The following is a 25048-nucleotide window of genomic DNA, read 5'->3' on the forward strand; positions in this document are numbered from 1 at the left end:
TCTCCCGTGCCTGCGCGGGTCGTAGACACCGCGCGCCCCTTTGCCCGTTCGCTCAGACCTCGATGGCCGGCGGCGGCATCGGCGGCTCCGCTCCGCCCTCGCCGCGGTTCGCCGCGAACACGTCCTTCCAAGCCGCATAGAGCACACAGGCGATCAGCGGCGTGAACACGCTGCCGACGATCAGCGCGCCGAGGAAGAACGGCAGCCAGCTGAGCAGTATCGCCAGCAGGGCGCGGGCGAAGAACAGGGTGATCACGGTCAGCAGGAAGGCGCCGAGGTTGGCGGCCGCCGCCTGCGCACTCTCGCGCATTGCCGGGAAAGGCTCGATGCCGTCGAACATCACTCGCGGCAGGGCGAAGAACAGCAGGGCGGCGGTGGCAAGCCCCAGCGGTATCAGCAGCAGCACCAGCACCAGCAGGCCGCCAGTGCCGAACAGGGCCGCGGGGTCCACCGTGCTGGGGTCGATGGGCTGTGCGCCTCCGGCCATGAGGGCTGAGGCACCGAAGCTCATCAGCACCATCACGCCGAGCATCACCGCCAACACCACCATGGCCACGCTGGGTAGACAGAGCGCGATCAGGGGGCCGGCCTTGCCGGGCTGGCGAAAGCCCTCCAGCAGCTGGTCGAAATCCGCTTGACCACCCCTGTCCTGGGCGCGCGCCGCGCTGGCGATGCCGGCATAGAACACCGGGCCGACGATCAGCAGGGCCATCGCGCCGAGCAGGGGCACCACGGCGATCACCGTCATGGCCAGCCCCATCAAGAGAAAGGGCGCGGGGTTGGCCAACAGCAGCCGCACGGCGCAGCCGATCCATTCCACGGCCTGGGCGGGTTCGACGCGCTTGAACTGCATTCCTTGACTCCGGGAGTTGAAACGGGATCGCCGCTCAGGCGTGGCGCTGGCGCGCATGCCGCACGAAGCGGCGCAGCACCTCGCGGGCCGTGGGCGCGGGGCGCACTTCGCGGGCAAGGCTGTGCGGGCAGCTGCCCTCGCGGCGCAGTTCCTCGCCACGGGCGCGGATGTAGCCGCGCATCATCTGCGCGCTGAATTCCGGGTGGAACTGTACGCCCCAAGTCCGTGCGCCGACGCGGAAGGCCTGGCAGTCGTCGCGCTCGGAGTGCGCCAGCACCACGGCGTCCTTCGGCGGCGCCAGCACGGTTTGCAGGTGGGTGGTGTGAGCCGGCAATTCGCTCGGCAGTGCGCTGAACAGCGGATCGCGCCCGGCCTCGGGCGTGAGCCGCACCGGCACGGTGCCCATCTCGCGGCCGCGCGGGTTGTAGCCGACCTCGCCGCCGAAGGCGTGCGCCAGCAGCTGATGGCCGTAACAGATGCCGAACAGGGGCAGTCCGCGCGCCTCGGCTTCGCGCAGCCACTCTGCGCTGCGCTCGCTCCAGGGCAGACGCTCGGTGACCATGGCCGCCGAGCCGGTGACGAACACGCCGGCATAGCGCCGCGGATCGGGCAGGTGGGCGCCGTCCAGCACCGGGCAGACGGCGGTGTCGCGGGCACTCAAGCCTGCGGCCACGCGGATCCAGTGGGTGAAGGGGCCGAGCCTGCGCAGCGAAGGCACCGGGCGTCCGGTTTCAAGAATCAAGAAGGGCAGGGGGTTCATGTCTCGGGGGGCAGAACGGTCTGGGCTTCTTCGATGGTGGTGAGACCGGCGGCGACGTGGGCGGCGGCCGCACAGCGCAGCGGGCTCATGCCGCTGTCCATGGCGGCGCGGGTGAATTCGCCGAGGTCCATGTCGGGCTTGATGCGGCCCAGCAGCTCAGGCGAGAGCACCAGCATCTCGTACAGGCCGATGCGCCCGAGGTAGCCGGTGTTGCGGCATTCAAGGCAGCCGACCGGCGCGCAGCCCAGGGCGGGCTGGGGCAGTGCGTGCTTGCCGACCAGGCCGCGCCAGGCGGCACCGTCGATCGGCGCCTCGCGTTTGCAGTGGGGGCAGAGCGTGCGCACCAGACGCTGCGCGAGCACGCCGTTCAGTGTCGACTGGATCAGATAGTGCGGCACGCCGAGATCAAGCAGGCGGGTGATCGCCGAGCAGGCGTCGTTGGTGTGCAGGGTCGACAGCACCAGATGGCCGGTCAAGGAAGCCTGCACCGCCATCTGCGCGGTTTCGAGATCGCGGATCTCGCCGATCATGATGATGTCCGGGTCCTGGCGCAGCAGGGTGCGCACGCCCGAGGCGAAGTCGAGGTCGATGGCCTGGTGCACCTGCATCTGGTTGAACTCGGGCGCGATCATCTCGATCGGGTCCTCGACCGTGCAGACGTTCACGTCCGAGGTGGCGAGGCGCTTCAGGGTCGAGTACAGGGTGGTGGTCTTGCCCGAGCCGGTGGGGCCGGTGACCAGCACGATGCCGTGTGGCCGCGTGGTGAGGTCGTTCCAGGCTTCGGCTTCATCGGCCGAGAAGCCCAGCGCCTCCACGGGTTTGAGCGCGGTGTCGGGGTCGAAGATGCGCATCACGCACTTCTCGCCGAATGCCGTCGGCATGGTCGACAGGCGCATCTCGACCTCGCGGCCGCCCGGCGAGCGGGTCTTGATGCGGCCGTCCTGCGGGCGTCGCTTCTCGGCCACGTCCATGCGGCCCAGCACCTTGATGCGGCTGACCACGGCGATCATCACCGGGGTCGGCAGCTCGAACACCTTGTGCAGCACGCCGTCGATGCGGAAGCGCACGCGCGACAGGTCGCGACGGGGTTCGAGATGGATGTCGGAGGCGCGCTGCTCGTAGGCGTACTGCAGCAGCCAGTCGACGATGTGGACGATGTGACGGTCGTCGGCGCCGACCTCGCCACTCGCGCCCAGCTCGACCAGCTGCTCGAAGCTCGGCAGGCCGGTCTGCGCCTGCTCTTCGTTGGCGTTCTTGGCCTTGCGCACCGAGCGGGTGACGCCGAAGAACTCCATGGTGTAGCGATGGATGTCCAGCGGGTTGGCGACCCGCAGCTCGATCTCGCGGCGCAGGATGTGGCGGATGTCGTCCAGCCAGCGGGTGTCGCAGGGTTCGCTGGTGGCGACAATGACGCGTTCCGGCGAGACCTCGACTGGCAGGATGCGGAAACGCTGGGCGTAGGCGTGCGAGAACAGACTGGTCACCGCCGGCACATCGACCTTGGTGGGGTCGATGCGCAGGTAGGGCACGTGGCTGGCCTCGGCCAGCCAGGTGGTCAGGCGCTCGAGGCTCAACTCGGTGCCGGCCTTCTCGTGGCTGGCCAGCTTCAGATTGGCCAGCAGCACCAGCGGATGCACCTCGATCTGCGGCTTGCCCGACTTCGCCGCGCCGCGGGCGCGCAGCGCTTCCTTGGCCTCGATCAGCCCGTCCTCCTGCAGCAGGGGCAGGACGACATCGAGCGACAGCCGGCCGTTCGGCAGGCGCGGGCTGTCGGGGCGCGTCGAAGCGGGGCGGCGGACGTGGCTCATGCGGGCTTGGCTTCCCTTGCCGGCGGCCCCTCGGGCCGCGAAATGCAGGCCGCTATACTAGCGCGCTTGCCCATGCCGCCCCGGTGAAACATGACGGCCAACGCCGCGAATCTGCTCACATTCCAGGAACTGATCCTGCGCCTCAACGCCTACTGGGCCCAGCAGGGCTGCGTGCTGATCCAGCCGCTGGATCTCGAAGTCGGCGCCGGCACCTTCCACCCAGCGACCTTCCTGCGCGCGCTCGGCCCCGAGCCCTGGAACGCGGCGTACGTGCAGCCCTCGCGCCGCCCCACCGACGGCCGCTACGGCGAGAACCCGAACCGTCTGCAGCATTACTACCAGTACCAGGTGGTGATGAAGCCCAACCCGGACAACATCGTCGAGCTCTACTTCGATTCGCTGAAGGCGCTGGGCGTCGACCCGCTGGTGCACGACCTGCGTCTGGTCGAGGACAACTGGGAGTCGCCTACGCTGGGCGCCTGGGGTCTCGGCTGGGAGGTCTGGCTGAATGGGATGGAGGTCACCCAGTTCACCTACTTCCAGCAGGCCGGCGGCCTCGAATGCCGACCGGTCACCGGCGAGATCACCTACGGGCTTGAGCGCCTGTGCATGTACCTGCAGAACTGCGACAACGTCTATGACCTGATCTGGACCTACGGGCCGGATGGCACGCCGGTCACCTACGGCGATGTGTTCCTGCAGAACGAACGCGAGCAGAGCGCGTACAACTTCGAGCACGCCAACGTCGAGGAGCTGTTCCACCGCTTCGACGCCTGCGAGGCCGAGGCACTGAAGCTGGTCGAGCTGGGCCTGCCGCTGCCCGCCTATGACCAGGTCTGCAAGGCCAGCCACAGCTTCAACCTGCTGGACGCGCGCCGCGCGATCAGCGTCACCGAGCGCCAGCGCTACATCCTGCGCGTGCGCAATCTGTCCAAGGCGGTGGCCGAGAGCTACCACGCCCAGCGCGAGAAGCTGGGCTTCCCGGTGCTGAAGGATGCAGCCGAGCGCGCCAAGCTCGGACTCGCCCCCCTGAACGCCGACGGCAAGGAGGCCGCGTGATGAGCACCGCACCGCTGTTGATCGAACTCGGCACCGAAGAACTGCCGGTCAAGGCCCTGCCCGAACTCGCCGCGGCCTTTGCCGACGGCGTGGTGGCCGGGCTGGCCAAGCGCGGCGTCAGCCATGGCGCAGCGCGTAGCCTGTACAGCGCGCGCCGACTGGCCGTGCTGATCGAAGACGTCGCCAGCGAGCAGCCCGAGCAGCGCTCGGAAGTGCTCGGCCCCTATCTCAACATCGGCCTCGATGCGGACGGCAACCCGACTCCGGCGCTCAAGGGCTTCGCGCAGAAAAACGGCGTCGAGTGGACTGCGCTGGAACGCACTACGGACAACAAGGGCGAGCGCTTCGTCGCCCGCTCGGTCAAGCCAGGCGCACGCACCGCGGATCTGCTGAACGACGTGCTGGCCGACACCCTGAAGGCCATGCCGATCCCCAAGCCGATGCGCTGGGGCGGGCATGACTACGGTTTCGCGCGGCCCGCGCACTGGCTGATCGTGCTGCTCGGCGGCGACATCGTCGAAGCCTCGACGCTGGGGCTCAAGGCCGACCGCATGAGCCGCGGCCATCGCTTCCACCACGCCAAGCCGGTGTGGATCGCGAAGCCCGAGGACTACATCGACAGCCTGCGCGCTGCCAAGGTCCTCGTCGACGCCGACGAGCGCCGCGAGCGCATCCGCGCGCTGGTGAATGAGGCGGCACAGGCGGTCGGCGGCGTGGCGCGCATCGATGCCGGTATCCTCGAAGAAGTGCAGTGCCTGAACGAGTGGCCGCAGCCGATCACCTGCAGCTTCGAGCGCGAGTTCCTGCGCGTGCCGCAGGAGGCCCTGATCGCCACGATGGAGGCCAACCAGAAGTTCTTCCCGGTGCTGGACGCCGAAGGCCGGCTCACCGAGCACTTCATCGGCATCGCCAACATCGAGTCCAAGGATCCGCGCGAGGTCCGCAAGGGCTACGAGCGCGTGATCCGCCCGCGCTTTGCCGACGCCAAGTTCTTCTTCGACGAGGACCTGAAGCAGGGCCTCGGCTCGATGAACGAAGGCCTTCGATCCGTGACCTACCAGCAGAAGCTGGGCAGCTATGCCGACAAGGTGGCGCGCATCGCCGCACTCGCACGCTCGCTGGCCCCGGCATTCGGCGTCGACGCCGAGCTGGCCGCGTGCGCTGCCGGCTACTGCAAAGCCGACCTGCAATCGCGCATGGTCGGCGAGTTCCCCGAGCTGCAGGGCATCGCCGGCCGCTACTACGCGGCGGCTGCGGGCGAGCCTGTGGAACTGGCGGCCGCGCTGGACGAGGTCTACATGCCGCGCTTCGCCGGTGATGCGATTGCGCCTTCCAAGCTGGGCCAGCTGCTGGCCGTGGCCGAGCGCCTGGACACGCTGGCGGGCGGATTCGCGGCCGGGTTGAAGCCGACCGGCAACAAGGATCCGTTCGCGCTGCGACGGAATGCGCTGGGCTTGGCGCGGACGTTGATTGAGGGTGGGGTGAATCTCAGTGTGGATGACGCGATCGAAGCCAGCCTGGCCGAGGTCGGCGAACACATCGCCTTGCAGCTGCGCCGTGCTGCCGCTTTGAAGGCGCTGCCGGAGGGTGCGCCGTCGTCCGCGCGCGAGGCTGCGCTGGCCGCGGCGGGCGCGGATTCCGCCGCGTCGCGCGTCATGCCCAAAGCGGACGACATCGCCGAGCTGCGCGACTTCATCTTCGACCGCCTCCGCGGCTACTACGCCGACCAGGGCGTGCCGTCGCAGCAGTTCGAAGCCGTGCTGGAGTTGAAGCCCGCCTCGCTGACCGACTTCGATGCGCGGCTCAAGGCCATCGCCGAGTTCGCCCAGCTGCCCGAAGCTGCCGCACTCGCCGCCGCCAACAAGCGCATCCGCAACATCCTGCGCAAGAGCGAGGACGTGCTGCCCGAGCAGATTGACGAGTCGCTCTTCGAGGGCCACGCCGAAAGCGGCCTGCACGGCGCCATCGAAGCGGCCATCGCCGCCACCGACCCGCTGCTGGCCAAGCGCGACTACGTCGGCGTGCTGATGCGTCTTGCCCAGCTGCGGCCCAAGGTCGACGGCTTCTTCGAAGCGGTGATGGTGATGGCCGAAGACCCCAAGGTCCGCGGCAACCGCCTCGCCCTGTTGAAGCGCCTCTCCGACCGCTTCCTCGCCGTCGCCGACGTCTCGCAGCTGGCGGTGGGGTAGTGCGGCAGCCCATAGGGTGGGCCCTGGCCCACCGGAGCCCGACGCTCGCTTCGGTCAAGGCGCTGGGCGCTCTTGAGCCCTTAGCCTTCCGGGAGCGCCTCGAAGGCGCACATTGGCCGCCGGTTGCAGCCGATATTCCCGGGGAGCCATGCGGAGCCCGCTTCAAGCCCCTCTCCCCGTGGGAGAGGGGTTGGGGTGAGGGCCGGGCGGAGCAAGCGCTTCGCGCCTCGCCAAGCATCACGACTCGGCTCTTGCCTACGCTCCAGCGGGCAGGAGCCCGCGCTCTTCCCGGGGCCCCTGGGGAGCGGCGGGAGGCCGTGGATCCGCCCGCGGGGTCGCCGGCAGGGATGCCGGCGATGTTCGTGACAGTGCAGGGATGCACTGTCCACGAACACCCACGGGCACACGCGAACCCGGAGCGCAGGGATGCGCGTAGGGCGCGGACGAGGGGTGGCCTTTCTTTGGCCTACCTTTCTTTGGCCACGCAAAGAAAGGTAGGTCGGGCCGGCCGCAGGTCGGACCGAAAGCTCTTGATCTTCGCTTCGAGCGGCCTGCTATCGAAACGCCGAACAAGCAAAGAGCCGAGTAGGCGATCTTGGCGAGACTCGGAGCGCGCGCTTCGCCCGGCCCCCTCCCCAACCCCTCCCCCTATGGGAGAGGGGCTAAGGGCGCCCACCGAGCCGCGCATGCGGCAGCCCTCCCCATGACCGACCGCCTCCACGACACCCTCAAATCGGTCTTCGGCCACAGCCAGTTCCGTGGCCCGCAGCAGGCCATCGTCGAGCATCTGGTCGCGGGCAATGACTGCCTGGTGCTGATGCCCACCGGCGGCGGCAAGTCGCTGTGCTACCAGCTGCCGGCCCTTTTGCGGGAGGGTGTCGGCGTGGTGATTTCGCCGCTGATCGCACTGATGCAGGACCAGGTCGAAGCCCTGCGCCAGCTCGGTGTACGCGCGGCCTTCCTGAATTCCAGCCTCGACAGCGACACCGCCGCCGGCGTCGAGATGGATCTGCTGAACGGCGATCTCGACCTGCTCTACGTGGCGCCGGAGCGCCTGCTCACCGGACGTTTCCTGAGCCTGCTCGCGCGGGTCAAGGTCGGCCTGTTCGCCATTGACGAAGCGCACTGCGTTTCGCAGTGGGGCCACGATTTCCGCCCCGAGTACCGCGAGCTCAACCTGCTGCACGAGCGCTGGCCGGACGTGCCGCGGATTGCGCTGACCGCCACCGCCGACCCGCCGACCCAGCGCGAGATCGTCGAGCGCCTGGGGCTGAACGATGCAAAGCAGTTCGTCACCAGCTTCGACCGCGCCAACATCCGCTATCGGATCGCCTACAAGCAGAACGCCAAGCGCCAGCTGAGCGACTTCCTCGATCGCCATCGTGGTGAAACCGGCATCGTCTACGCGATGACCCGCAAGCGCGTCGAGGAAACCGCCGAGGCCCTGCAGCAGCTCGGCCACACGGCCTTGCCCTACCACGCCGGCATCGATGCCTCGATCCGTGCGGAAAATCTGCGCCGCTTCCTGCGCGAGGACGGCATCGTGATGGTGGCGACGATCGCCTTTGGCATGGGCATCGACAAGCCGGACGTGCGCTTCGTCGCCCACATCGATCTGCCGCGCTCGATGGAGGGCTACTACCAGGAAACCGGCCGCGCCGGCCGCGATGGTGCGCCGGCCGAGGCCTGGCTGCTCTACGGCCTGGGCGACGTGGTCAACCAGGCGCAGATGATCGAGCGCTCGGAGTCGTCGGATGAGCGCAAGCGGGTGGAGCGCCGCAAGCTCGATCAATTGCTGGGTTTCTGCGAATCGGTGCGCTGCCGCCGACAGGTGCTGCTGGAGGGCTTCGGCGAGGTGTATCCGAAGCCCTGCGGCAACTGCGACAACTGCCTGGAGCCGGCCGACACCTGGGACGGCACGGTGGCGGTGCAAAAGGCGCTGTCCTGCATCTACCGCACCGGCCAGCGCTTCGGCGTGGTGCACCTGATCGACGTGCTGCGCGGCGCCGACCACGAGCGCATCCGACAGCACGGTCATGACCAGCTCACGGTCTACGGCCTGGGACGCGAGCTGGACGAATCGACCTGGCGCAGCGTCTACCGGCAGATCCTGGCCGGCGGACTCGCGGTCATCGACATCGACGGCTACGGCGCCCTGCGGCTGACCGAAGCCAGCCGCGCGGTGCTGAGAGGCGAACAGCCGGTGCGCCTGCGCCGCGACCCGGAGGCGATCAAGGGCAAGCGGGGACCGAAGCCGGGCACCGCGCGCCGCGCTGCCGTGGAGTTCGCCGATCCGGACACCGAGGCGCGCTTCCTCGCGCTGCGTGAGCTGCGCGCGCGGCTGGCGCGCGAGCAGAACGTGCCGGCCTACGTGATCTTCCACGACAGCACGCTGGCGGCGATTGCGGAGGCCGACCCGCAGGACTTGGACGAGCTCGGCGAGATCGCCGGCCTGGGGGCGCGCAAACTGGAACGCTACGGCGAGGCGGTGCTGGAGGCCTTGGGGGAGCTGTAGACAGGCACCATGTGGCGAGTGCGTCCGCCTCTCCCCAAGCCCTCTCCCTCCAGGGGAGAGGGGCCTTAAGCTGGCGCGGCCGGCGTTGATGTTGACGCCGATGCTGGCGTCGATCATCAGTCTGTCGACGCTCTCCCCAATCCCCAATCCCCGCTCCGAATGCCCACACTCAGCTTCCGCTTCGCTGAAGAACCCGACGCCCCCGCCATCGCCGATCTGGTCGAGAGCGGCTATCGAGGCGAGCGCAGTCGCGCCGGTTGGACCACCGAGGCCGACTTGCTCGATGGCCAGCGCATCGATGTCGAGGGCGTGCTGGCGGTGATCCGCGATCCGGCCAGCCGCGTGCTGCTGGTCGAGCGCGAAGGCCAAGGCGGTGTCGAGCTGGTGGGCTGCGCGCAGCTTGAGCGCAAACCCGACTACGCCTACTTCGGCATGTTTTCGGTGCGGCCGGGTCTGCAGAACGGCGGCATCGGCCGCGCCGTGCTGGCCGAGGCCGAGCGCATCGCCCGCGAGGATTGGGCGCTGCCGGCGATGTGCATGAGCGTGATCGTGCAGCGCGCCGAACTGATCGCCTGGTACGAACGCCGCGGCTATGCGCGCACCGGCGAGTACCTGCCGTTCCCCTATGGCGACGAGCGCTTCGGCAAGCCCAAGCGGGACGATCTGCGCTTCGAAATCCTGCGCAAACCGCTGGCCTGAGCGCCATGCCCGCGCGCGCACTGCCGGAAGACCTGCGCGCCCGACTCCATTTGCAGCTGGCGACGCTGGAGCGCGCCGGCATTGCTCCGCTGCAGGCCCTGGACGCGCTCGACCTGGGGCCCGAGGCCGCGCAACGGCTGCGCTCGGCGCGCGGTTTCCTGATGCAGGGCCAGCCGCTGGCGCAGGCCGGGCGGCTGGCCGGCCTGTTCACGCCGCTGGAGGCGGCCGTCATCGCTGCGGCCAGTCAAGGCGGTAGCCCCGCGGGCGCCCACCAGCGTCTCGGCGAACAGGCCTTGCTGCTTGCGCAGCAGGGCAAGACGCTGCGCGGACGCCTGCTGCTCCCGGGCTTCGTCGCGCTGGCGGCGCTGCTGATTCTCCCCCTTCCGTCGGTGGTGGCAGGCAGCCTCAGCGTGGCGGCCTACCTGCTGCGGGTGATTCTGGTGGTTGCGGGCGTAGCGGCGTTGTTCGCGCTGGGCCGTGAGCTGCTGCGTCGACACGCGGCGGCCGAGGACTGGCCCGGCCGTGTCGCGCTGGAATCGCTGTCGCTGGGCCTGCCGGTCCTCGGGCCCCTGATCGCGCGCCTGCAGGTGCAACGCTTTCTCGAGTATCTCGCCCTGCTGCTCGACTGCGGACTTCCCGCGGCCGAGGCCGTGCGACATGCCGCGTCGACCTTGCGCGTGCAGCCAATCCGCAGCGATTTCGAAGCCTCGGTGCCTGCGCTGCTGGCCGGGCACAGCCTGCATGCGGTGGCCGGCGGCTGGCGCTTCGTCGCCGACCCGATGCTGGCCGGCCTCATCGCGACCGGCGAGGGCAGTGGCCGACTGCCGGAGCTGCTCGCGCGCTATGCGAATGCGGAAGGCGAGGCGCTGGAGTCGCGCATCGATTCGCTGGCCACGTGGATCCCGCGCATCGTCTACCTGCTGCTGGCCCTGCTGCTGGCCTGGCAGCTCGTCGGTGGTTTCGGCGCCCTGCTGGGCCGGGACATCGGCTGAACTCCCGGCCCGGCGAGGCACCGGAGCTTCAGTCCACGAACTTCTGCCACAGCACCCACAGCACCAGCAGCGGGGCGACGACGCGCACGCTCCAGCGCCAGGCGGTATAGAGGCCGTCGCTCAGCTGCGGCAGTTCCTTGCGGGTGAGCTTGGCGTCAAGCACCCAGCCCGCATACAGCGAGACCAGCAGACCGCCCAGCGGCAGCATCACGTCGGAGGCCACGAACTCGATCGCGCCCTGCAGGTCACGGCCGCCGATGCGGATCTCGCTCCAGACGTTGAACCCGAGCAGCGACAGCAGTCCGATCGCCCAGACCAGCACGCCTGCAAGGATCGACGCGCTGCGGCGGGTCAGCGGCGTGCGCTCCACCAGATAGGCCGTCGGCGGCTCCAGCAGTGAGATCGATGAAGTCCAGGCCGCGAACATCAGCAGCAGGAAGAACGCGAGGCCGTAGAGCGCGCCGCCCCACATGTCGCTGAAGGCCATGGGCAGGACGGTGAAGATCAGACCGGGCCCGCCGCCCGCAGGATCCAGATTGAAGGCGAACACGATCGGGAAGATCGCGAGTCCTGCCAGCAGAGCCACGCCGGTGTCCATCAGCGCGATCGATACGCCCGCCTGCGGGATCGAGACATCGCGCGGCAGGTAGGCGCCGTAGGCCATCATTCCGGCGAGGCCCAGGCTCAGCGAGAAAAAGGCCTGGCCCAGCGCCGCCAGCACCACGTCGCCGTCGATCTTGCTGAAGTCGGGCGTGAACAGGAACTCCACTGCCGAGCCGAAGTGGCCGGTGCGCACACCGTAGATGACCAGCAGGATGAGCATCAGGAACAGCGCAGGCATCAGCAGCTTCACCGCGCGCTCCAGGCCCTTTTCGACGCCGAGCGCAACCACGCCGATGGTCAGCACCATGAACACCGAATGCCAGAACAGCAGGGTCCTGGCGTCACCCAGCAGGCCGCCGAAGGTGGCCGGACCGTCCTCGATGCCGGCACCGCCGAACAGCTGCACGAGGTACAGCCAGCCGTAGTGCATCGTCCAGCCGGCCACCACGCTGTAGAAGCTCAGGATCAGAATGGCCGAGACCATGCCCATCACGCCGATCACCGACCACGCCTTGGAATGGCCGGTTTCGCGGGCGAGGTTCAGCAGGGTGTTGATGGGGCTCTGCCGGCCGTGGCGACCGATCAGCACTTCGGCAAACAGGATGGGCAGACCGATCAGGGCGATGCAGGCGAGGTAGACCAGTACGAAGGCGCCGCCGCCGTTGTCCGAGGCAAGGTAGGGAAAGCGCCAGATGTTGCCGAGCCCGACGGCAGAGCCCGCCGCGGCCAGGATGAAGGCCGTACGCGAGGACCACATGCCGTGTACCGAATGCTTGTCCATCCAATGAACTCCGCGGAGCTTTAAGGGGCGGCGCCGATGCGCCGACGGGGTGGGTGCGTCGCAGCTCAGGCCGAGGCCCGGACTCGCGCGATCTTGTAGCCGAAGTAGGCCAGCACGCCGGCCAGCACTGGGCTCACCAGGTTGAAGAAAACGTAGGGCAGGTAGTCCAGCGTGCCGACCCCGAGCGTGACCGCCATGTAGGCGCCACAGGTGTTCCAGGGCACCAGCGGCGAGGTCAGGGTGCCGCCGTCCTCAAGCGCGCGCGAAAGATTCTCGGGTGCGAGACCGCGCTTCTCGTACTCCGGCTTGAACAGGCGGCCGGTCAGCACGATCGCCATGTACTGGTCGGCGGCGACGAGGTTGCAGCCGAGCGCGGTGGCGATGGTGGCGGTGATCAGGCTGCCCGTGCTGCGGGCCAGTGCCAGCACGCCGCGGATCAGGCGCTCCAGCAGGCCGACCGATTCCATCACCGCGCCAAACGCCATGGCGCAGAGGATCAGCCAGACGGTGTTGAGCATGCTTTCCATGCCGCCGCGGCTGATCAACTCGTTGACCGCCTCGTTGCCGGTGTCGGCGCTGTAGCCGGTGGCCAGGGCTTTCCAGGCGCCGGACAGCAGGGCCCACGGCCGCGAGAGTTCATCCGAGCCCGCCAGTGCGACCACGCGATCGGGCTGGAACAGCACGGCAAACACCGCTCCCAGCAGCGCGCCGATCAGGATGGTCGGGTAGGCGGGAAAGCGCTTCACCGCCAGTGCGAAGACCACCACCAGCGGGATCAAAAGGTGCAGGCCGAGGTTGAAGTGGCTGCCCATGATGGCGGCGAGGTCGCCGAAGTCAGCGCCGCCGCTGGCGGGCTTGGCGCCGATTCCGACGACGGCGAACCCGATCAAGGCGATGGCGAACGCCGGCACCGTGGTCCAAGCCATATGCCGCACATGCGTGAAGAGCTCGCCGCCGGCCGCTGCTGGCGCGAGGTTGGTGGTGTCCGAAAGCGGCGACATCTTGTCGCCGAAGTAGGCGCCCGAGATCACCGCGCCAGCGGTGATGGCCGGTGACATGTCGAGGCCCGAGGCCACGCCCATCAGCGCCACGCCGAGCGTGCCGGCCACGGTCCAGGAGCTGCCGATGGCCAGCGCCACGATCGCGCAGATGAGGCAGGCGGCCGGGTAGAAGAAGCTCGGGTCCATCAGCTTCAGGCCGTAGACGATCAGCGCAGGCACGGTGCCCGAGAGGATCCAGGTGCCGATCAGCGCGCCGACTGCGAGCAGGATCAGCAGGGCCGGCGTGGCCAACGCAATGCCGCGGGTGATCGCCGCCTGGATGTCGTCCCAGCGCAGGCCGTTGTAGATGCCGATCAGACCGGCAACGCCTCCAGCCAGCAGCAGGGCGATCTGGTTGGCGCCGTAGGAGGAATCCGAGCCGTAGAGATAAACCGAGCTGGCCAGCCCCGCCACCAGGAAGATCAGCGGCAGCAGCGCCTGCAGCAGGCTTGGATCGCGCCGCGGCGCGGTGGCGGTGTCAGACATTCCCATCCCCGTTGTGCTGTTCAATCGGCGGCATCGGGCAGCGTCCTGCTGCGCGCGCCTTCATGGTCCGTGTGCATCTCGCTGTGCCCCATCGAACCCGCCGACCCCACCCCCGTGGGCCGGCGGAGTGTAGCAGCGGCGTCTTTGCCGCCGGGATTGGGGATTCGGGATTCGGGATTCGAAAGAGCACGTTGCCGCGACACGTGCTGCCTTGCGGAAGCCGAGATCGAAGCTGTGATACGAGCCCCTCCCCCATGGAAGGAGAGGGGTTGGAGAGAGGGGGCAAATCACGCCGCGCGCTCAGCCATCCTCAGCTTCAGCGCGCGATGCTCGGCCCTTCAGCGATTCTCCATTCCCGATTCCCCATTCCCGGCCTTGTACCTCTCAAACCACCCCAGCGTGTTCAGCACCTGCGCCAGCATCTGGCTGGGGCGGGCATTGATGCCGTGGCCGGCACCCGGGATACGCAGCATCGCTGCCGGCACGCCGCGCAGCTTGAGCGCCTGGTAGTACTGCTCGGTCTCGGAGATCGGCGTGCGGTAGTCGTCCTCGCCGGTGACCAGCATCGTTGGCGTGCGCACATTGCCCACCAGCGACAGCGGCGAGCGGTTCCAGTAGTGCATGGGGTCTTCCCAGGGCATCGACGGGAACCAGTACTGCGAGAACAGCGGGTAGAAGTCGGCGGTGAGCACGAAGCTCGTCCAATTGATGACCGGCTTCGCCACCACCGCGGCGCGGAAGCGCTCGGTCTTGCCGATGATCCAGGCGGTCAGCACGCCGCCGCCCGAGCCGCCGGTGACGAACAGCTGCGCCGGATCGACGTAGCCGCGCGCGACCACCGCATCGACCGCGCTCATCAGGTCGTCGTAGTCCTGGCTCGGGTAGTTGTGGTGGATGTGGTCGGCGAAGGCCTGACCGTAACTGGTGCTGCCGCGCGGGTTGGAATACAGCACCACATAGCCGGCGCTGGCGTAGAGCTGGATCTCCGGCGCGAAGCGTGGGCCGTAGTTGGCGTAGGGGCCGCCATGGATCTCGAGCAGCAGCGGGTACTTCTTCGACGGGTCGAAGCCCGGCGGCAGGGCGATCCAGCTCTGGATGTCGAGGCCGTCGTGGCCGGACTTCGTCCAGATCTCCTCGATCCGCGCCAGCTCGCGCTGCGGCAGCACGTCCGAGTTCAGATCCGTGAGCGCGCGCGCGCGGCCGCGCTCGATCAGCCCGACCTCGGCGGGCGCCAGTGCGGTGCCGAGCGTGTAGGCCACGCGCTCGCCCGCCACCGAAAAGCTGCCGCCCGGGTAAGGCCGGCCCATCGCGGTGCCGCCGAGGTCGCGTGCGAGCACTTCGATGCGCTCACTGCGCGGATCGATGCGGGCGACGTGGGTTTCACCCTGACGGTCGTAGCTGAAGACGATGCGGCCGCGGCCGTCCCAGCTCGGGCTGTCGATGGCGTGGTCGAAATCCGCCAGCAGGCGCCGGCTCTCGCCGCTGCCGAGCTCCAGCAGGTACAGGCCCGTCTGGGTGTAGCCCCGTCGCTGGTCGTCGAAGCCGATGTAGGCGATGCGCTTGCCATCCGGCGAGAGTGCCGGCTGCATGTCCGGGCCTTTGCGCGCGGTCAGCGCGGTGGCGGCTCCGGTGAGCAGATCCACGCGGTAAAGCTCGCTCTCCATCGGATCGAGCGCCGCGTTCCCGGCGTAGTTGGCCGAGACCAGAAGGGTTTCGCCGTCGAGCCAGCGCGGGCTGCCGCGGTGGTTGACCTTGCCCTGCGTGACCTGGCGCGGAGTGCCACCCTCGGCCGGCAGCACGAACACGTGGGTGTAGGCCGGCTCCGTATAGCCGCGGCCATCGGCGCGGTAGCCGATGTCCTCGATCAGCTTGGCGGCTGGCGCCCAGTTGGCGCCTTCGGGCTTCGGCGGCAGCTTCGCGAGTGGCTGGGTGGGGGCGGGTACGGCCATGCTGAAGGCCAGCCAGCGGCCGTCCGGCGACCACGACAGACCCGAGGGGCTGCGCTCGAGCTGGCTGATCTCCGAGGTGGCGCCGGTATCCATCCAGCGCACCCAGATCTGCGACTTGCCCTCGCGCGCGCTGACCCAGGCGATACGGTCGCCGTTCGGCGACCAGATGGCCGCGCCGTCGCCGCTGCGGCCGGTGGTGAGCGGGCGGTGGGTGCCGCGTTCGAGGTCCAGCAGCCAGAGGTGGCCGCGGCGGCGGTCGTTCTGCTTGTCAAAGTGGTTGCGCAGGTAGACCACCTGGCGCGCATCGGGCGAAAGCTCGGGCTGGCTGGCCCACTCCAGATCGAAGACGTCCGGCGGCATCAACGGCGGACGCTCCTCGGCACAGGCGGGCAGGGCTAGCGCCAGCCCGACCACGCCACCGACGAGGACGGCAGCGCTGCGGGCGAGCAGGACGACCAGCGGATGGCTGGGCGCGGGCGGACAGGACAGGGGGGCGTTGGGCATCACGGGCTCCGGTACGACTGGCCACAGGGTAGGCAGGCGCGCGCCGCGCCGAACGTGCGGATAGTCCTGTCGGCCTGCTGCGGCCCTTCCGCTATCCTCCGGCGTCTTCCGCCCGGAGCACGCCCATGCACCCGCCCCATGGCATCCACACGCTGGACACCGGCTTCCATCGGCCGAACTTCGATGCGGCTTACCTGATCGTCGAGAACGGCCGCGGCGCATTCGTCGACTGCGGACTCAACGCCTCGGTGCCGGCCCTGCTGCAGGGCCTGGCCGCGGCGGGGCTCAGCCCCGCCGACGTCGACTGGCTGATCCTCACCCATGTGCATCTGGATCATGCCGGTGGCGCCGGCCAACTGATGCAGGCGCTGCCGAACGCGCGGCTCGTGGTGCACCCGCGCGGCGCCCGCCACATGATCGACCCCAGCCAGCTGATCGCCGGCGCCAGCGCGGTCTACGGCGAGGACGAAGTGGCGCGCACCTACGGGCGCATCCTGCCCATCGATGCCGCCCGCGTGGTCGAGGCCGGCGACGGCCACCGCATCGACCTCGCCGGCCGCGAGCTGCTGTGCCTGGACGCGCCCGGCCACGCCCGCCACCACATCGTGATCTGGGATGCGCGGAGCCGCAGCTTCTTCACCGGCGACACCTTCGGGCTCAGCTACCGCGAGTTCGACAGCGCGGCCGGCGCCTTCATCCTGCCCACCACCACGCCGGTGCAGTTCGAGCCCGACGCGCTGAAGGCCTCGATCGCGCGCATGCTCGACTTCGATCCCGAGGGCATGTACCTCACGCACTACGGTCGCGTCGCGCCGCCCGAAGCGCTGGCGCAGGCCCTGTTCGCGCAGATCGACGCGATGGTGGCGATCGCGCGGTCGCATTCCGGGCTGGCGGGAGAGGCGCGGCACGCCGCGATCTGTGCCGACTTGGCCGAGCTTTATTCAGCGCGCGCCGCCGCCCACGGCTGCCGGCAGAGTCGCGCCGAGCTCATCGAGCTGCTGGGCATGGACATCGAGCTCAACGCGCAGGGCCTGGGCGTGTGGTTGGACCGCGAGGCGCGCGCATGAGCGGCGTGCTCTACCTCGCTTCGAAGTCACCGCGGCGGCGCGAGCTGCTGGGCCAGCTCGGCATCGCCCACGTGGTGCTGGAGATCGAGATTCCAGAACAGCGTGAGCCCGGCGAGCCGGCGCTCGACTACGTGCAGCGGGTCGCCCGCGAGAAGGCTGAGGCCGGCTGGAACCGGGTCGGCCACCAGCCCTTCGCCCGCGTGTTGGCCGCCGATACCGAAGTGATCCTGGACGATGAGGTGTTCGGCAAGCCGCAGGACGCCTTGGACGCCGCCGCCATGCTGCGGCGATTGTCCGGGCGTCGCCATCAGGCCGTCTCGGCGATCTGCCTTGCCGACGCGCAGGGCAGCCGCGAGGCCCTGTGCATCACCGAGGTCGAGTTCGACACGCTCGACGAGGCCCGGATCGCCACTTACATCGACAGCGGCGAATGCTTCGGCAAGGCCGGCGCCTACGCCATCCAGGGCCGCGCCGCCGCCTTCATCCGCCGCATCGAGGGCAGCTACAGCGGGGTGATGGGGCTGCCGCTGTTCGAGCTGGCGAGGATGGTTTGAGAGCCGGGAATCGGGAATCGAAACCGCAGTGGGCGCATCGCTGCGAATCCCGAATGACCAGTCACTAAGCGCCGCGCTTGCGGTGGCGAACGTGCTGGCACCGTGCGGCGCTGGGCACAGCATCGGATTCTAGGCGCCTGCAATCAGGCTCCCACGGGAAGCAAGCGAGGAAGGCGCCCGTACCGGGTGATCGGGACGCCGCGGCTCTCCCGATTCCCGATTCTCCATTCCCTATTCCCGGCTTAGATCCACCCACACCATGCGGTGATCGCTGGCCGTCACCCAGTCGCTGCCTGGCTCTCCGCGCTTGGGCCAGAACACGCCGGCGTCCAGCACCTTGAAGCCTCTCGAGGGCAGCACATAGTCGACGCGCATGGTGCCGCGTCGGGGGCTGAACTGCGCCGTCTCGGTGTTCGGGTCGCCGCGCTGCGCGCTTTCCTGGCCCTGGCCGGGCTGCGCGGCTTCGAAGCTGCCCTCGCTGCGCGGTGCGGGTTTGGCCTGCACGCGCGGGTGTTCGAGCAGGCCCTGGATCGCGCCGGGCAGGCTGTCGCCTTCGACCGGATCCGCATTGAGGTCGCCGACGATGACGAAGTGCGCATCCGCCGCCAGCGGCCCACGGCGGCCCTGGTCGTCGACCATCCAGTCGGCGCCGTCGAGGTAGTCGCGCCACAGCTTCAGCTCGTCGTGGTTGCGCAGCTTGTTGCGCCGCTCGGGGCCGTCGAAGGCGGGCGGGGTGGGGTGGGCGGCGAGCAGGTGCAGGCGACCCAGCGGCGTGTCGATCGGCAGGTCCCAGTGTGATTTCGACGACAGTCGCAGCTGGGCCCAGACCTCGGCCGGATACCAGGGGGTGTCGGCATCGGGCAGCCGCGGCTGCAGGGCGCCCGGCAGATCGGCCCAGCGCAAGTGCTGGAACGTGCGCGCCGCTTCGACATCGATCGGATAGCGCGACAGCACGAGCATGCCGTATTGGCCGGGGTGGCGGCCAAAGCCCCAGGCGTCGCCCGGATCGCCGAGCTGGCCGTTCTGGTCGAGGTCGAGCCCGCTGGGCACGCCGGTGTTGACCGGCGCATGGAAGCTGTAGGGATAGTCGAGCGGCGCGAGCCCGGACTGGCCAACGCCGAGGTAGCGCTCGCGGAACAGGCGCGCGGCCTCGCCGGCCTCGTCGCGGTCGATTTCGTTGAGCAGCAGGATGTCGGGGCGCACCGACTGGATGACCGCGGCGAGCTTTCGCGCCTGGGCGTCGTCGCCGCGCAGGCGGTCGATCACCGCGCCGGGCTGGTCGTCGGTCAGGGCCAGGTTGTAGGTGGCGACGCGAATGTTCACGGCGGGCGCCTCTTCGGCGGCTGGGGCCGCGACGGCGGCGGCCAGCCCGAGCAGCAGGGCGCCAGTTTTGAGCAGGGCGTGCATGCGGGAGTCCGCCGACGAAAGGAGAGAAGCATAGCCGAGTCGATCGAGCGTCGAAGTTGCCCTCACGGCCGCATGCTAGGATTCCGCCGCCACGCGGGAGAGACCTGCCGGCCTTCGGGTCGGACGGCGCCGAAGGAGCAACCGCCCCGGAAACTCTCAGGCAAAAGGACCGGGTGGCCCGGTGGAGACGTCTGCGATGGCAGGCGCGTCCGCCGCGCGCAGCACGCATCTGGAGAGAGATCCGGCGCCTTCTGCACTGCGCCTTGGGTCCGCCGACGGGATAACGCTCTCAGGCGAACAGACAGATGGGGCGCCCACGCCGGACGGGTTGTCGTCCGGTTGCCGAGCGCCGCCCCGTGTCCGACACCCGCATGCCCACCACGCTCGACCGCTCGCGCCCCGCGCGCCGCGGCCTGTGCGCGTGCCTGCGACACGCGACGGCGCCGATCGATTGCCCCTCGCCCCAGGTGCCCGCGCCATGAGCTCTCCCTCCCATCTGCGTCAGCCCCACGTTGCCCGCGAATTCGCCGACCGCCACATCGGCCCTTCGCCCCAGGAAATCCGCGAGATGCTCGAGGCCGTCGGCTGCGACAGCCTGGAGCAGCTGATGGCAGAGACCCTGCCGGCCTCGATCCGCCAGCAGCAGCCGCTGCGCGGCATGGAGCCTGCGCTGTCCGAGGTCGAGGCGCTGGCCCGTCTGCGCCAGATTGCCGGCCGCAACCAGGTGTTCACCTCGCTGATCGGGCAGGGCTACCACGGCACCCTGACGCCGCCGGTCATCCTCCGCAACATCCTCGAGAACCCGGCCTGGTACACGGCCTACACGCCCTACCAGCCGGAGATCAGTCAGGGCCGCCTCGAAGCCCTGCTGAACTTCCAGACCCTGATCACCGAGCTGACCGGGCTTGATGTCGCCAACGCCTCGCTGCTGGACGAAGCCACCGCCGCCGCCGAGGCCATGGCCGTGGCCCAGCGCGTGTCGAAGTCGAAGTCCAAGGCCTTCTTCGTCGATGCGAACTGCCACCCGCAGAGCATCGCCGTGATGCGCACCCGCGCCGAGCCGCTGGGCTGGCAGCTGATCGTCGGCAACCCGGAGACCGATCTCGACGCGAGCGCGGTGTTCGGCGCAATCCTGCAGTACCCGGACACCTACGGCGCCGTGCATGACCCGCGCGCGGTGATCGCCAAGCTGCACGCGGCCGGCGCCATCGCCGTGATGGCGGCCGACCCGCTGGCGCTCACCCTGCTGACCCCGCCCGGCGAGCTCGGCGCCGACATCGCCATCGGCAGCACCCAGCGCTTCGGCGTGCCGATGGGCTACGGCGGCCCGCACGCGGCCTACATGGCGGTGCGCGACGCGATCAAGCGTTCGATCCCGGGCCGCCTGATCGGCGTCTCGGTCGACTCGCGCGGCGCGCCGGCCTATCGCCTGGCCCTGCAGACCCGCGAGCAGCACATCCGTCGCGACAAGGCGACCTCGAACATCTGCACCGCCCAGGTGCTGCTGGCGGTGGTGGCCTCGATGTACGCGGTTTATCACGGCCCTGAAGGCCTGCAGCGCATCGCGCATCAAGTGCACCGCCGCACCGCGACCCTGGCCGAGGGCTTGCGTCGTCTGGGCTTCAAGCCCGAGCAGGAGGCCTTCTTCGATGCAATCACGGTCGATGTCGGCAGCCAGCGCGCGGCCATCGTCGAGCACGCGCTCGCCGCGCAGATCAACCTGCGCCTGATCGGCGAGACGCGCCTCGGCATCGCCCTGGACGAGACCACCACGCCCGAGATCGTCGAGAAGGTCTGGACGGTGTTCGGTCGCGCCCTGAACTATGCCGCGATCGAGGAGAACGCGGCCTCCGCCATTCCCGACGCCCTGCAGCGTCGCGGCGCTTGCCTCAAACATCCGGTGTTCAGCAAGTACCGCTCGGAAACCGAGATCCTGCGCTACATGCGCAAGCTGGCCGACCGCGATCTGGCGCTCGACCGCGCGATGATCCCGCTCGGCAGCTGCACCATGAAGTTGAATGCCACCGCCGAGATGATCCCGATCACCTGGCCGGAGTTCGGTGCCCTGCACCCGTTCGCGCCGGCCGAGCAGGCGCACGGCTACCGCGAGCTGTTCGAGGATCTCAAGCGCTGGCTGGTCGAGATCACCGGCTATGACGCCATCAGCCTGCAGCCGAACTCGGGCGCGCAGGGCGAGTACGCGGGCCTTTTGGCGATCCGCGGCTACCACCTCTCGCGCGGCGACACCCACCGCACGGTCTGCCTGATTCCTTCGTCCGCGCACGGCACCAATCCGGCGTCCGCGCAGATGGTCGGCATGGACGTGGTGGTGGTCGAGTGCGACCGCGAGGGCAATGTCGATGTCGACGACCTGCGCGCCAAGGCCGAGAAGCACAGCGCCAACCTCGCCGCGCTGATGGTGACCTATCCGTCCACCCACGGCGTGTTCGAGGAGCGCATCCGCGAGATCTGCGAGATCGTGCATGCGCACGGCGGCCAGGTGTACCTGGACGGCGCCAACATGAATGCGCAGGTCGGCCTGTCGCGTCCGGGTGATTACGGCGCCGACGTCAGCCATCTCAACCTGCACAAGACCTTCTGCATCCCGCACGGCGGCGGCGGCCCGGGCATGGGCCCGATCGGCGTCAAGGCCCACCTGATTCCCTTCCTGCCGGGCCATCCCGAGCTCGACGGCGGCAAGGCGCCGGTGGGTCCGGTCTCGGCGGCGCCCTACGGCTCGTCTTCGATCCTGCCGATCTCGTATGCCTACATCCTGATGATGGGCGGCGAGGGCCTGAAGAAGGCCACCGAGGTCGCGATCCTGTCGGCCAACTACATCGCCGACCGCCTGCAGCCGCACTTCCCGACCCTGTACCGCAACCACAACGGCCGCGTGGCGCACGAGTGCATCATCGACCCGCGCCCGCTCAAGGACCTCTGCGGGGTCAGCGTCGACGACATCGCCAAGCGCCTGATCGACTACGGCTTCCACGCCCCGACCATGAGCTTCCCGGTGGCCGGCACGCTGATGATCGAGCCGACCGAGTCCGAGGCCAAGGCCGAGATCGACCGCTTCTGCGAGGCCATGATCGCGATCCGCCGCGAGATCGCCGAGGTCGAGGGTGGTCGTTTCACCATCGAACAGAGTCCGCTGCGCCACGCCCCGCACACCGTGCACGACCTGGTCGACGCCGACTGGTCGCGCCCGTACTCGCGCGAGGAAGCGGTGTTCCCGGCGGGCGTGTCGCGCACCGACAAGTACTGGTGCCCGGTCGGCCGCGTCGACAACGTCTATGGCGACCGCAACCTGATGTGCACCTGCCCGAGCCCGGAGGAGTACCGGGACGAGGCTGCCTGAGGTACTGACCAAGCTGCGCCCCGCGTCGACGGGGCGCAGTCACGTCCCGCGCTTCTGCATCCAACATCGTCGCGGCCACCCTGCTCCCCGCATCGAGGGCAGCATGGCGGCGAGGATCCCAGGCCCGAGAGCCTTGTACCGCAGGAGGCGATTGCCTTGAGTGAGGAGAAAGCTCTGCGGACTCGGTCCGCCTGGATCGTCGCGATTGCCGCGCTGGCTGCGATCGTGTTGGCGACCGCGCTCTGGGCTTGGAACGCCCACCGCGTCCAGACTTGGACCTTGCTGATCTGGAGCAGCGACAGGCAGCTGCAGGCCGAGCTCGTCGGTGGCGTGGGGCACCTGCAGGCACGAATCGACGGGGTGCAGGAGCATGTGCCCATCCGTATGGAGCGGCGGAGCGAACGAGGTCCAGTGGTGTACCTCTTCACCGTGCTTGCCGATGGCGCGGTGCTGAAGCAGGACACCCGCATCGCAGCGTTTGCGCTGGAACGAGAGGGTGGTGCCCTGCTTTTGTGTGGTGATTCCTGTGAACGGCTGGGGCTGCCGACCCTCTGGAACGCCGAGAGCCATTAGCGTGCCACCGCGGAAGCTCCGCGAAGGCTGCGATATCGGCCCCAGGCTCAAGCCCATCGCGAGCTGAACGCGGGTGCTGCGACGCGTCCCGTGGGCTCGTCGGCAGCTGCAGTGCCGACGATGTCCAACACGCAGTGGACTGCCGCGTGGACTGCTCAATCCGCGCGCCATGGGCCGGGTTCGAAACCATCGCGCAGCAGGCCGGTCGGGCCTGCCGCCTCGCTGAGCGTGGCGCGAACGCGGGCGGCACTCCCTCATCGCCAGCGCGACGCGAGCCGGTCTGCGGCGCCTTCATCGCACCCGCAAGCGTCCGATCCGGTCCCGAAGCTGCCCGCGGCCAGATGCGGGCGAGTGCCGCTTGGCAAGGTGCTGGGGTGTGCGGCCAAGGCCGATCCGCCTGTCGAACTCACCCCCGGGGGCGCCGTCCGCCGGCCGGTGCCCTGGTCGCTCGGCGCATGAAAATCAAAGGCTTGCGCACCGTAAGGTTTCCGTAAGGCGGGGCCGGCGGCGCTGACTGCAGGGTGGCGGCACCCGGACACGCCGCTTGGCGGAGTCCGGTTCCTCGCTGGCCTCCGGGCCGGCAACCCACTGCCCCTGGAGGCTCGCCATGGCTGTCAAATCCGAATCGTCTGCCGCTTCTTCCCCGCTCAACGCCGAACAGCAGCAGCGCTACCGCGCGCGTGTCAGTGAGCTTGGGCTGGACCCCGATTTCCACGACGGCCCCTGGCCGGTGATGCTGCCGGTGCGCGGCATCGACAATCTGCGCCGGGTCGCGGGCCTGGCCGACATGAAGCACGAGCAGTCGAGCCCGCTCACCGCCGAGAAGATCGAGAGCCTGACAAACATGATGGCGCGGCAGGCGGTAAGCAACCACGTCTTCGGCGTGCGCGGGCTGGCCGACAGCAAGACCAGCGCTGCACTCGAGCAGCGCTTTCCGGTGTTCCCCGTGCTTGCCTATGCGGCCGCGGACATCGTCATCACTGCCGCCAACCCGCTGATCATCAACCGCAACTCGGCGGTCACCGTGTTCGGCAAGGTCACCTTGAAGGATGGCGGCTACATCATCATCTCGGTCGACGCCCACTTCGCCTGCGAAGTGCTGGAGAAGATCCCCGGCGGGCAGTCGCCCATGCCGAACGACATCACCGTGCAGGGCCTGGATGGGGCGCCCGGCAACGCCGGCAATTCGCCCGGCAAGGCCAAGAACGGCGACAACGGCGGCAACGCCGAGTGCGACTGCTGCGGTGGTGCCGTGGCGCACGGCGCCAGCAACGGCCAGAACGGCGCCGATGGCAGCGACGGCGGCAATGGCTTCAACGGTGTCGACGGCATGAACGGCCCCAACGTGCGCATCAGCATCGGCAGCCTGAAGGGCAACCTCACTGTCCTGCAGCGCGGCGGCAACGGCGGCCCGGGCGGCGAGGGTGGCCGCGGTGGCGAGGGCGGCGACGGCGGCAAGGGCGGCAGCGGCACCACCTGCGGCGCCTTCCAGCCCGACGGCGGCCGCGGCGGCAATGGCGGCGTCGGCGGCAACGGCGGCGCTGGCGCCAACGGCGGCAATGCCGGCAATGGCGGTTACCTCACGGTCGTCTATACCCCCGCCGATGCCAACAGCGGCGTGATCGGCAACAACAGCCTCGGTCGTGGCGGCCTGCGCGGTAGCCCAGGAATTGGCGGCAAGGGCGGGCAGGGTGGCGCTGCCGGTGCACGCGGCGGCACGGCAGGTGAGGCTGGCAAGAACGGCATCGCCGGCTCCGACATCGGCCAGAACGGCCGCGATGGCGTGCCCGGCCAGTTCCTGATCAACGGCCAGGCGATCTGAGCCCGGCGCGGAAGCGCCCCTGCGCGGGC

The 25048-nt window shown here is 69.2% G+C and carries 17 protein-coding genes and 2 riboswitches; of the genes, 10 read left to right on the forward strand and 7 right to left on the reverse strand.

Annotation, left to right across the window (positions count from 1 at the left end; all coding sequences use genetic code 11):
* Window positions 1–52: 52 nt before the first annotated feature.
* Genes BLP83_RS03030 through BLP83_RS03040 form a run of 3 tightly spaced genes read right to left on the reverse strand, consistent with a single transcriptional unit; the run spans window position 53 to window position 3421 of the window.
* Window positions 53–853, reverse strand: coding sequence for a BPSS1780 family membrane protein (locus tag BLP83_RS03030; protein WP_091238653.1), 801 nt, complete (start codon window positions 851–853; stop codon window positions 53–55).
* Window positions 854–887: 34 nt separating this feature from the next.
* A complete protein-coding gene (locus tag BLP83_RS03035; RefSeq protein ID WP_091238656.1) occupies window positions 888–1613 on the reverse strand; it encodes a glutamine amidotransferase in 726 nt (241 codons plus the stop codon).
* A complete protein-coding gene (locus BLP83_RS03040) occupies window positions 1610–3421 on the reverse strand; it encodes a GspE/PulE family protein (protein ID WP_091238658.1) in 1812 nt (603 codons plus the stop codon). The genes BLP83_RS03035 and BLP83_RS03040 overlap by 4 nt, the downstream gene beginning before the upstream one ends.
* 90 nt (window positions 3422–3511) lie before the next feature.
* Between BLP83_RS03040 and glyQ the strand changes: the two genes are divergently transcribed.
* The 5 genes from glyQ to BLP83_RS03065 all read left to right on the forward strand — a co-directional run bounded on the left by glyQ (window position 3512) and on the right by BLP83_RS03065 (window position 10875).
* Window positions 3512–4480 carry a glycine--tRNA ligase subunit alpha gene (glyQ, locus tag BLP83_RS03045; protein WP_091238660.1) on the forward strand — a complete coding sequence of 323 codons (969 nt, stop codon included), beginning with the start codon at window positions 3512–3514 and terminating at the stop codon, window positions 4478–4480.
* Entirely contained in the window at window positions 4480–6669 is a 2190-nt protein-coding gene (gene glyS, locus BLP83_RS03050; RefSeq protein WP_091238663.1) for a glycine--tRNA ligase subunit beta, read from the forward strand. Before glyQ ends, glyS begins: the two co-directional genes overlap by 1 nt.
* A gap of 703 nt (window positions 6670–7372) precedes the next feature.
* Window positions 7373–9184, forward strand: a complete 1812-nt coding sequence (recQ, locus tag BLP83_RS03055; protein WP_091238664.1) for a DNA helicase RecQ — start codon at window positions 7373–7375, stop codon at window positions 9182–9184.
* Window positions 9185–9343: 159 nt separating this feature from the next.
* On the forward strand, window positions 9344–9883 hold the full coding sequence (locus BLP83_RS03060; protein ID WP_091238667.1) for a GNAT family N-acetyltransferase: 540 nt from the start codon (window positions 9344–9346) through the stop codon (window positions 9881–9883).
* A gap of 5 nt (window positions 9884–9888) precedes the next feature.
* Window positions 9889–10875: a type II secretion system F family protein gene (locus BLP83_RS03065; protein WP_091238669.1), complete on the forward strand. Its 987-nt coding sequence runs from the start codon at window positions 9889–9891 to the stop codon at window positions 10873–10875.
* A 28-nt stretch (window positions 10876–10903) separates the two neighbouring features.
* Here the strand turns inward: BLP83_RS03065 and BLP83_RS03070 are convergent, their stop codons facing one another.
* The 3 genes from BLP83_RS03070 to BLP83_RS03080 all read right to left on the reverse strand — a co-directional run bounded on the left by BLP83_RS03070 (window position 10904) and on the right by BLP83_RS03080 (window position 16238).
* The gene (locus tag BLP83_RS03070) at window positions 10904–12259 is read right to left on the reverse strand and encodes a sodium-dependent transporter (protein ID WP_091238672.1); all 1356 of its coding nucleotides are present in this window, start codon (window positions 12257–12259) and stop codon (window positions 10904–10906) included.
* 65 nt (window positions 12260–12324) lie between these two features.
* A complete protein-coding gene (gene nhaC / locus BLP83_RS03075; RefSeq protein ID WP_091238674.1) occupies window positions 12325–13785 on the reverse strand; it encodes a Na+/H+ antiporter NhaC in 1461 nt (486 codons plus the stop codon).
* A gap of 338 nt (window positions 13786–14123) precedes the next feature.
* Window positions 14124–16238 carry a S9 family peptidase gene (locus BLP83_RS03080; RefSeq protein WP_091238676.1) on the reverse strand — a complete coding sequence of 705 codons (2115 nt, stop codon included), beginning with the start codon at window positions 16236–16238 and terminating at the stop codon, window positions 14124–14126.
* Window positions 16239–16363: 125 nt separating this feature from the next.
* Here BLP83_RS03080 and BLP83_RS03085 point away from each other — a divergent pair, with 125 nt between their 5' ends.
* The gene (locus BLP83_RS03085) at window positions 16364–17305 is read left to right on the forward strand and encodes an MBL fold metallo-hydrolase (RefSeq protein ID WP_091238679.1); all 942 of its coding nucleotides are present in this window, start codon (window positions 16364–16366) and stop codon (window positions 17303–17305) included.
* The gene (locus BLP83_RS03090; protein ID WP_091238682.1) at window positions 17302–17859 is read left to right on the forward strand and encodes a Maf family protein; all 558 of its coding nucleotides are present in this window, start codon (window positions 17302–17304) and stop codon (window positions 17857–17859) included. The genes BLP83_RS03085 and BLP83_RS03090 overlap by 4 nt, the downstream gene beginning before the upstream one ends.
* Window positions 17860–18090: 231 nt before the next feature.
* Here the strand turns inward: BLP83_RS03090 and BLP83_RS03095 are convergent, their stop codons facing one another.
* Window positions 18091–19266 (reverse strand): endonuclease/exonuclease/phosphatase family protein, encoded by a 1176-nt coding sequence (locus BLP83_RS03095; protein WP_091238685.1) that lies wholly within the window; start codon window positions 19264–19266, stop codon window positions 18091–18093.
* An 84-nt stretch (window positions 19267–19350) separates the two neighbouring features.
* Window positions 19351–19448: riboswitch (glycine riboswitch) on the forward strand.
* Between the two features lie 37 nt (window positions 19449–19485).
* Window positions 19486–19581: riboswitch (glycine riboswitch) on the forward strand.
* Window positions 19582–19744: 163 nt separating this feature from the next.
* On the opposite strand from BLP83_RS03095, the gene gcvP reads away from it, so the two are divergent.
* The 3 genes from gcvP (at window position 19745) to BLP83_RS19195 (ending at window position 25019) form a co-directional block, all read left to right on the forward strand.
* Window positions 19745–22624: an aminomethyl-transferring glycine dehydrogenase gene (gene gcvP, locus BLP83_RS03100; protein ID WP_091238687.1), complete on the forward strand. Its 2880-nt coding sequence runs from the start codon at window positions 19745–19747 to the stop codon at window positions 22622–22624.
* A 156-nt stretch (window positions 22625–22780) separates the two neighbouring features.
* Entirely contained in the window at window positions 22781–23197 is a 417-nt protein-coding gene (locus tag BLP83_RS03105) for a hypothetical protein (RefSeq protein ID WP_091238689.1), read from the forward strand.
* 607 nt (window positions 23198–23804) lie between these two features.
* The gene (locus tag BLP83_RS19195; RefSeq protein WP_176763986.1) at window positions 23805–25019 is read left to right on the forward strand and encodes a hypothetical protein; all 1215 of its coding nucleotides are present in this window, start codon (window positions 23805–23807) and stop codon (window positions 25017–25019) included.
* The last annotated feature ends 29 nt before the right edge of the window (window positions 25020–25048 follow it).

It is taken from the genome of Aquimonas voraii (assembly GCF_900101825.1).
Classification (GTDB): Bacteria; Pseudomonadota; Gammaproteobacteria; order Xanthomonadales; family Xanthomonadaceae; genus Aquimonas; species Aquimonas voraii.

Bases quoted from the DNA above. Each gene is read 5' to 3' on its own strand.
- BLP83_RS03030 (WP_091238653.1), bottom strand. From the start codon at position 853: ATGCAGTTCAAGCGCGTCGAACCCGCCCAGGCCGTGGAATGGATCGGC.
- BLP83_RS03035 (WP_091238656.1), bottom strand. From the start codon at position 1,613: ATGAACCCCCTGCCCTTCTTGATTCTTGAAACCGGACGCCCGGTGCCT.
- BLP83_RS03040 (WP_091238658.1), bottom strand. From the start codon at position 3,421: ATGAGCCACGTCCGCCGCCCCGCTTCGACGCGCCCCGACAGCCCGCGC.
- glyQ (WP_091238660.1), top strand. From the start codon at position 3,512: ATGACGGCCAACGCCGCGAATCTGCTCACATTCCAGGAACTGATCCTG.
- glyS (WP_091238663.1), top strand. From the start codon at position 4,480: ATGAGCACCGCACCGCTGTTGATCGAACTCGGCACCGAAGAACTGCCG.
- recQ (WP_091238664.1), top strand. From the start codon at position 7,373: ATGACCGACCGCCTCCACGACACCCTCAAATCGGTCTTCGGCCACAGC.
- BLP83_RS03060 (WP_091238667.1), top strand. From the start codon at position 9,344: ATGCCCACACTCAGCTTCCGCTTCGCTGAAGAACCCGACGCCCCCGCC.
- BLP83_RS03065 (WP_091238669.1), top strand. From the start codon at position 9,889: ATGCCCGCGCGCGCACTGCCGGAAGACCTGCGCGCCCGACTCCATTTG.
- BLP83_RS03070 (WP_091238672.1), bottom strand. From the start codon at position 12,259: ATGGACAAGCATTCGGTACACGGCATGTGGTCCTCGCGTACGGCCTTC.
- nhaC (WP_091238674.1), bottom strand. From the start codon at position 13,785: ATGTCTGACACCGCCACCGCGCCGCGGCGCGATCCAAGCCTGCTGCAG.
- BLP83_RS03080 (WP_091238676.1), bottom strand. From the start codon at position 16,238: ATGCCCAACGCCCCCCTGTCCTGTCCGCCCGCGCCCAGCCATCCGCTG.
- BLP83_RS03085 (WP_091238679.1), top strand. From the start codon at position 16,364: ATGCACCCGCCCCATGGCATCCACACGCTGGACACCGGCTTCCATCGG.
- BLP83_RS03090 (WP_091238682.1), top strand. From the start codon at position 17,302: ATGAGCGGCGTGCTCTACCTCGCTTCGAAGTCACCGCGGCGGCGCGAG.
- BLP83_RS03095 (WP_091238685.1), bottom strand. From the start codon at position 19,266: ATGCACGCCCTGCTCAAAACTGGCGCCCTGCTGCTCGGGCTGGCCGCC.
- gcvP (WP_091238687.1), top strand. From the start codon at position 19,745: ATGAGCTCTCCCTCCCATCTGCGTCAGCCCCACGTTGCCCGCGAATTC.
- BLP83_RS19195 (WP_176763986.1), top strand. From the start codon at position 23,805: ATGGCTGTCAAATCCGAATCGTCTGCCGCTTCTTCCCCGCTCAACGCC.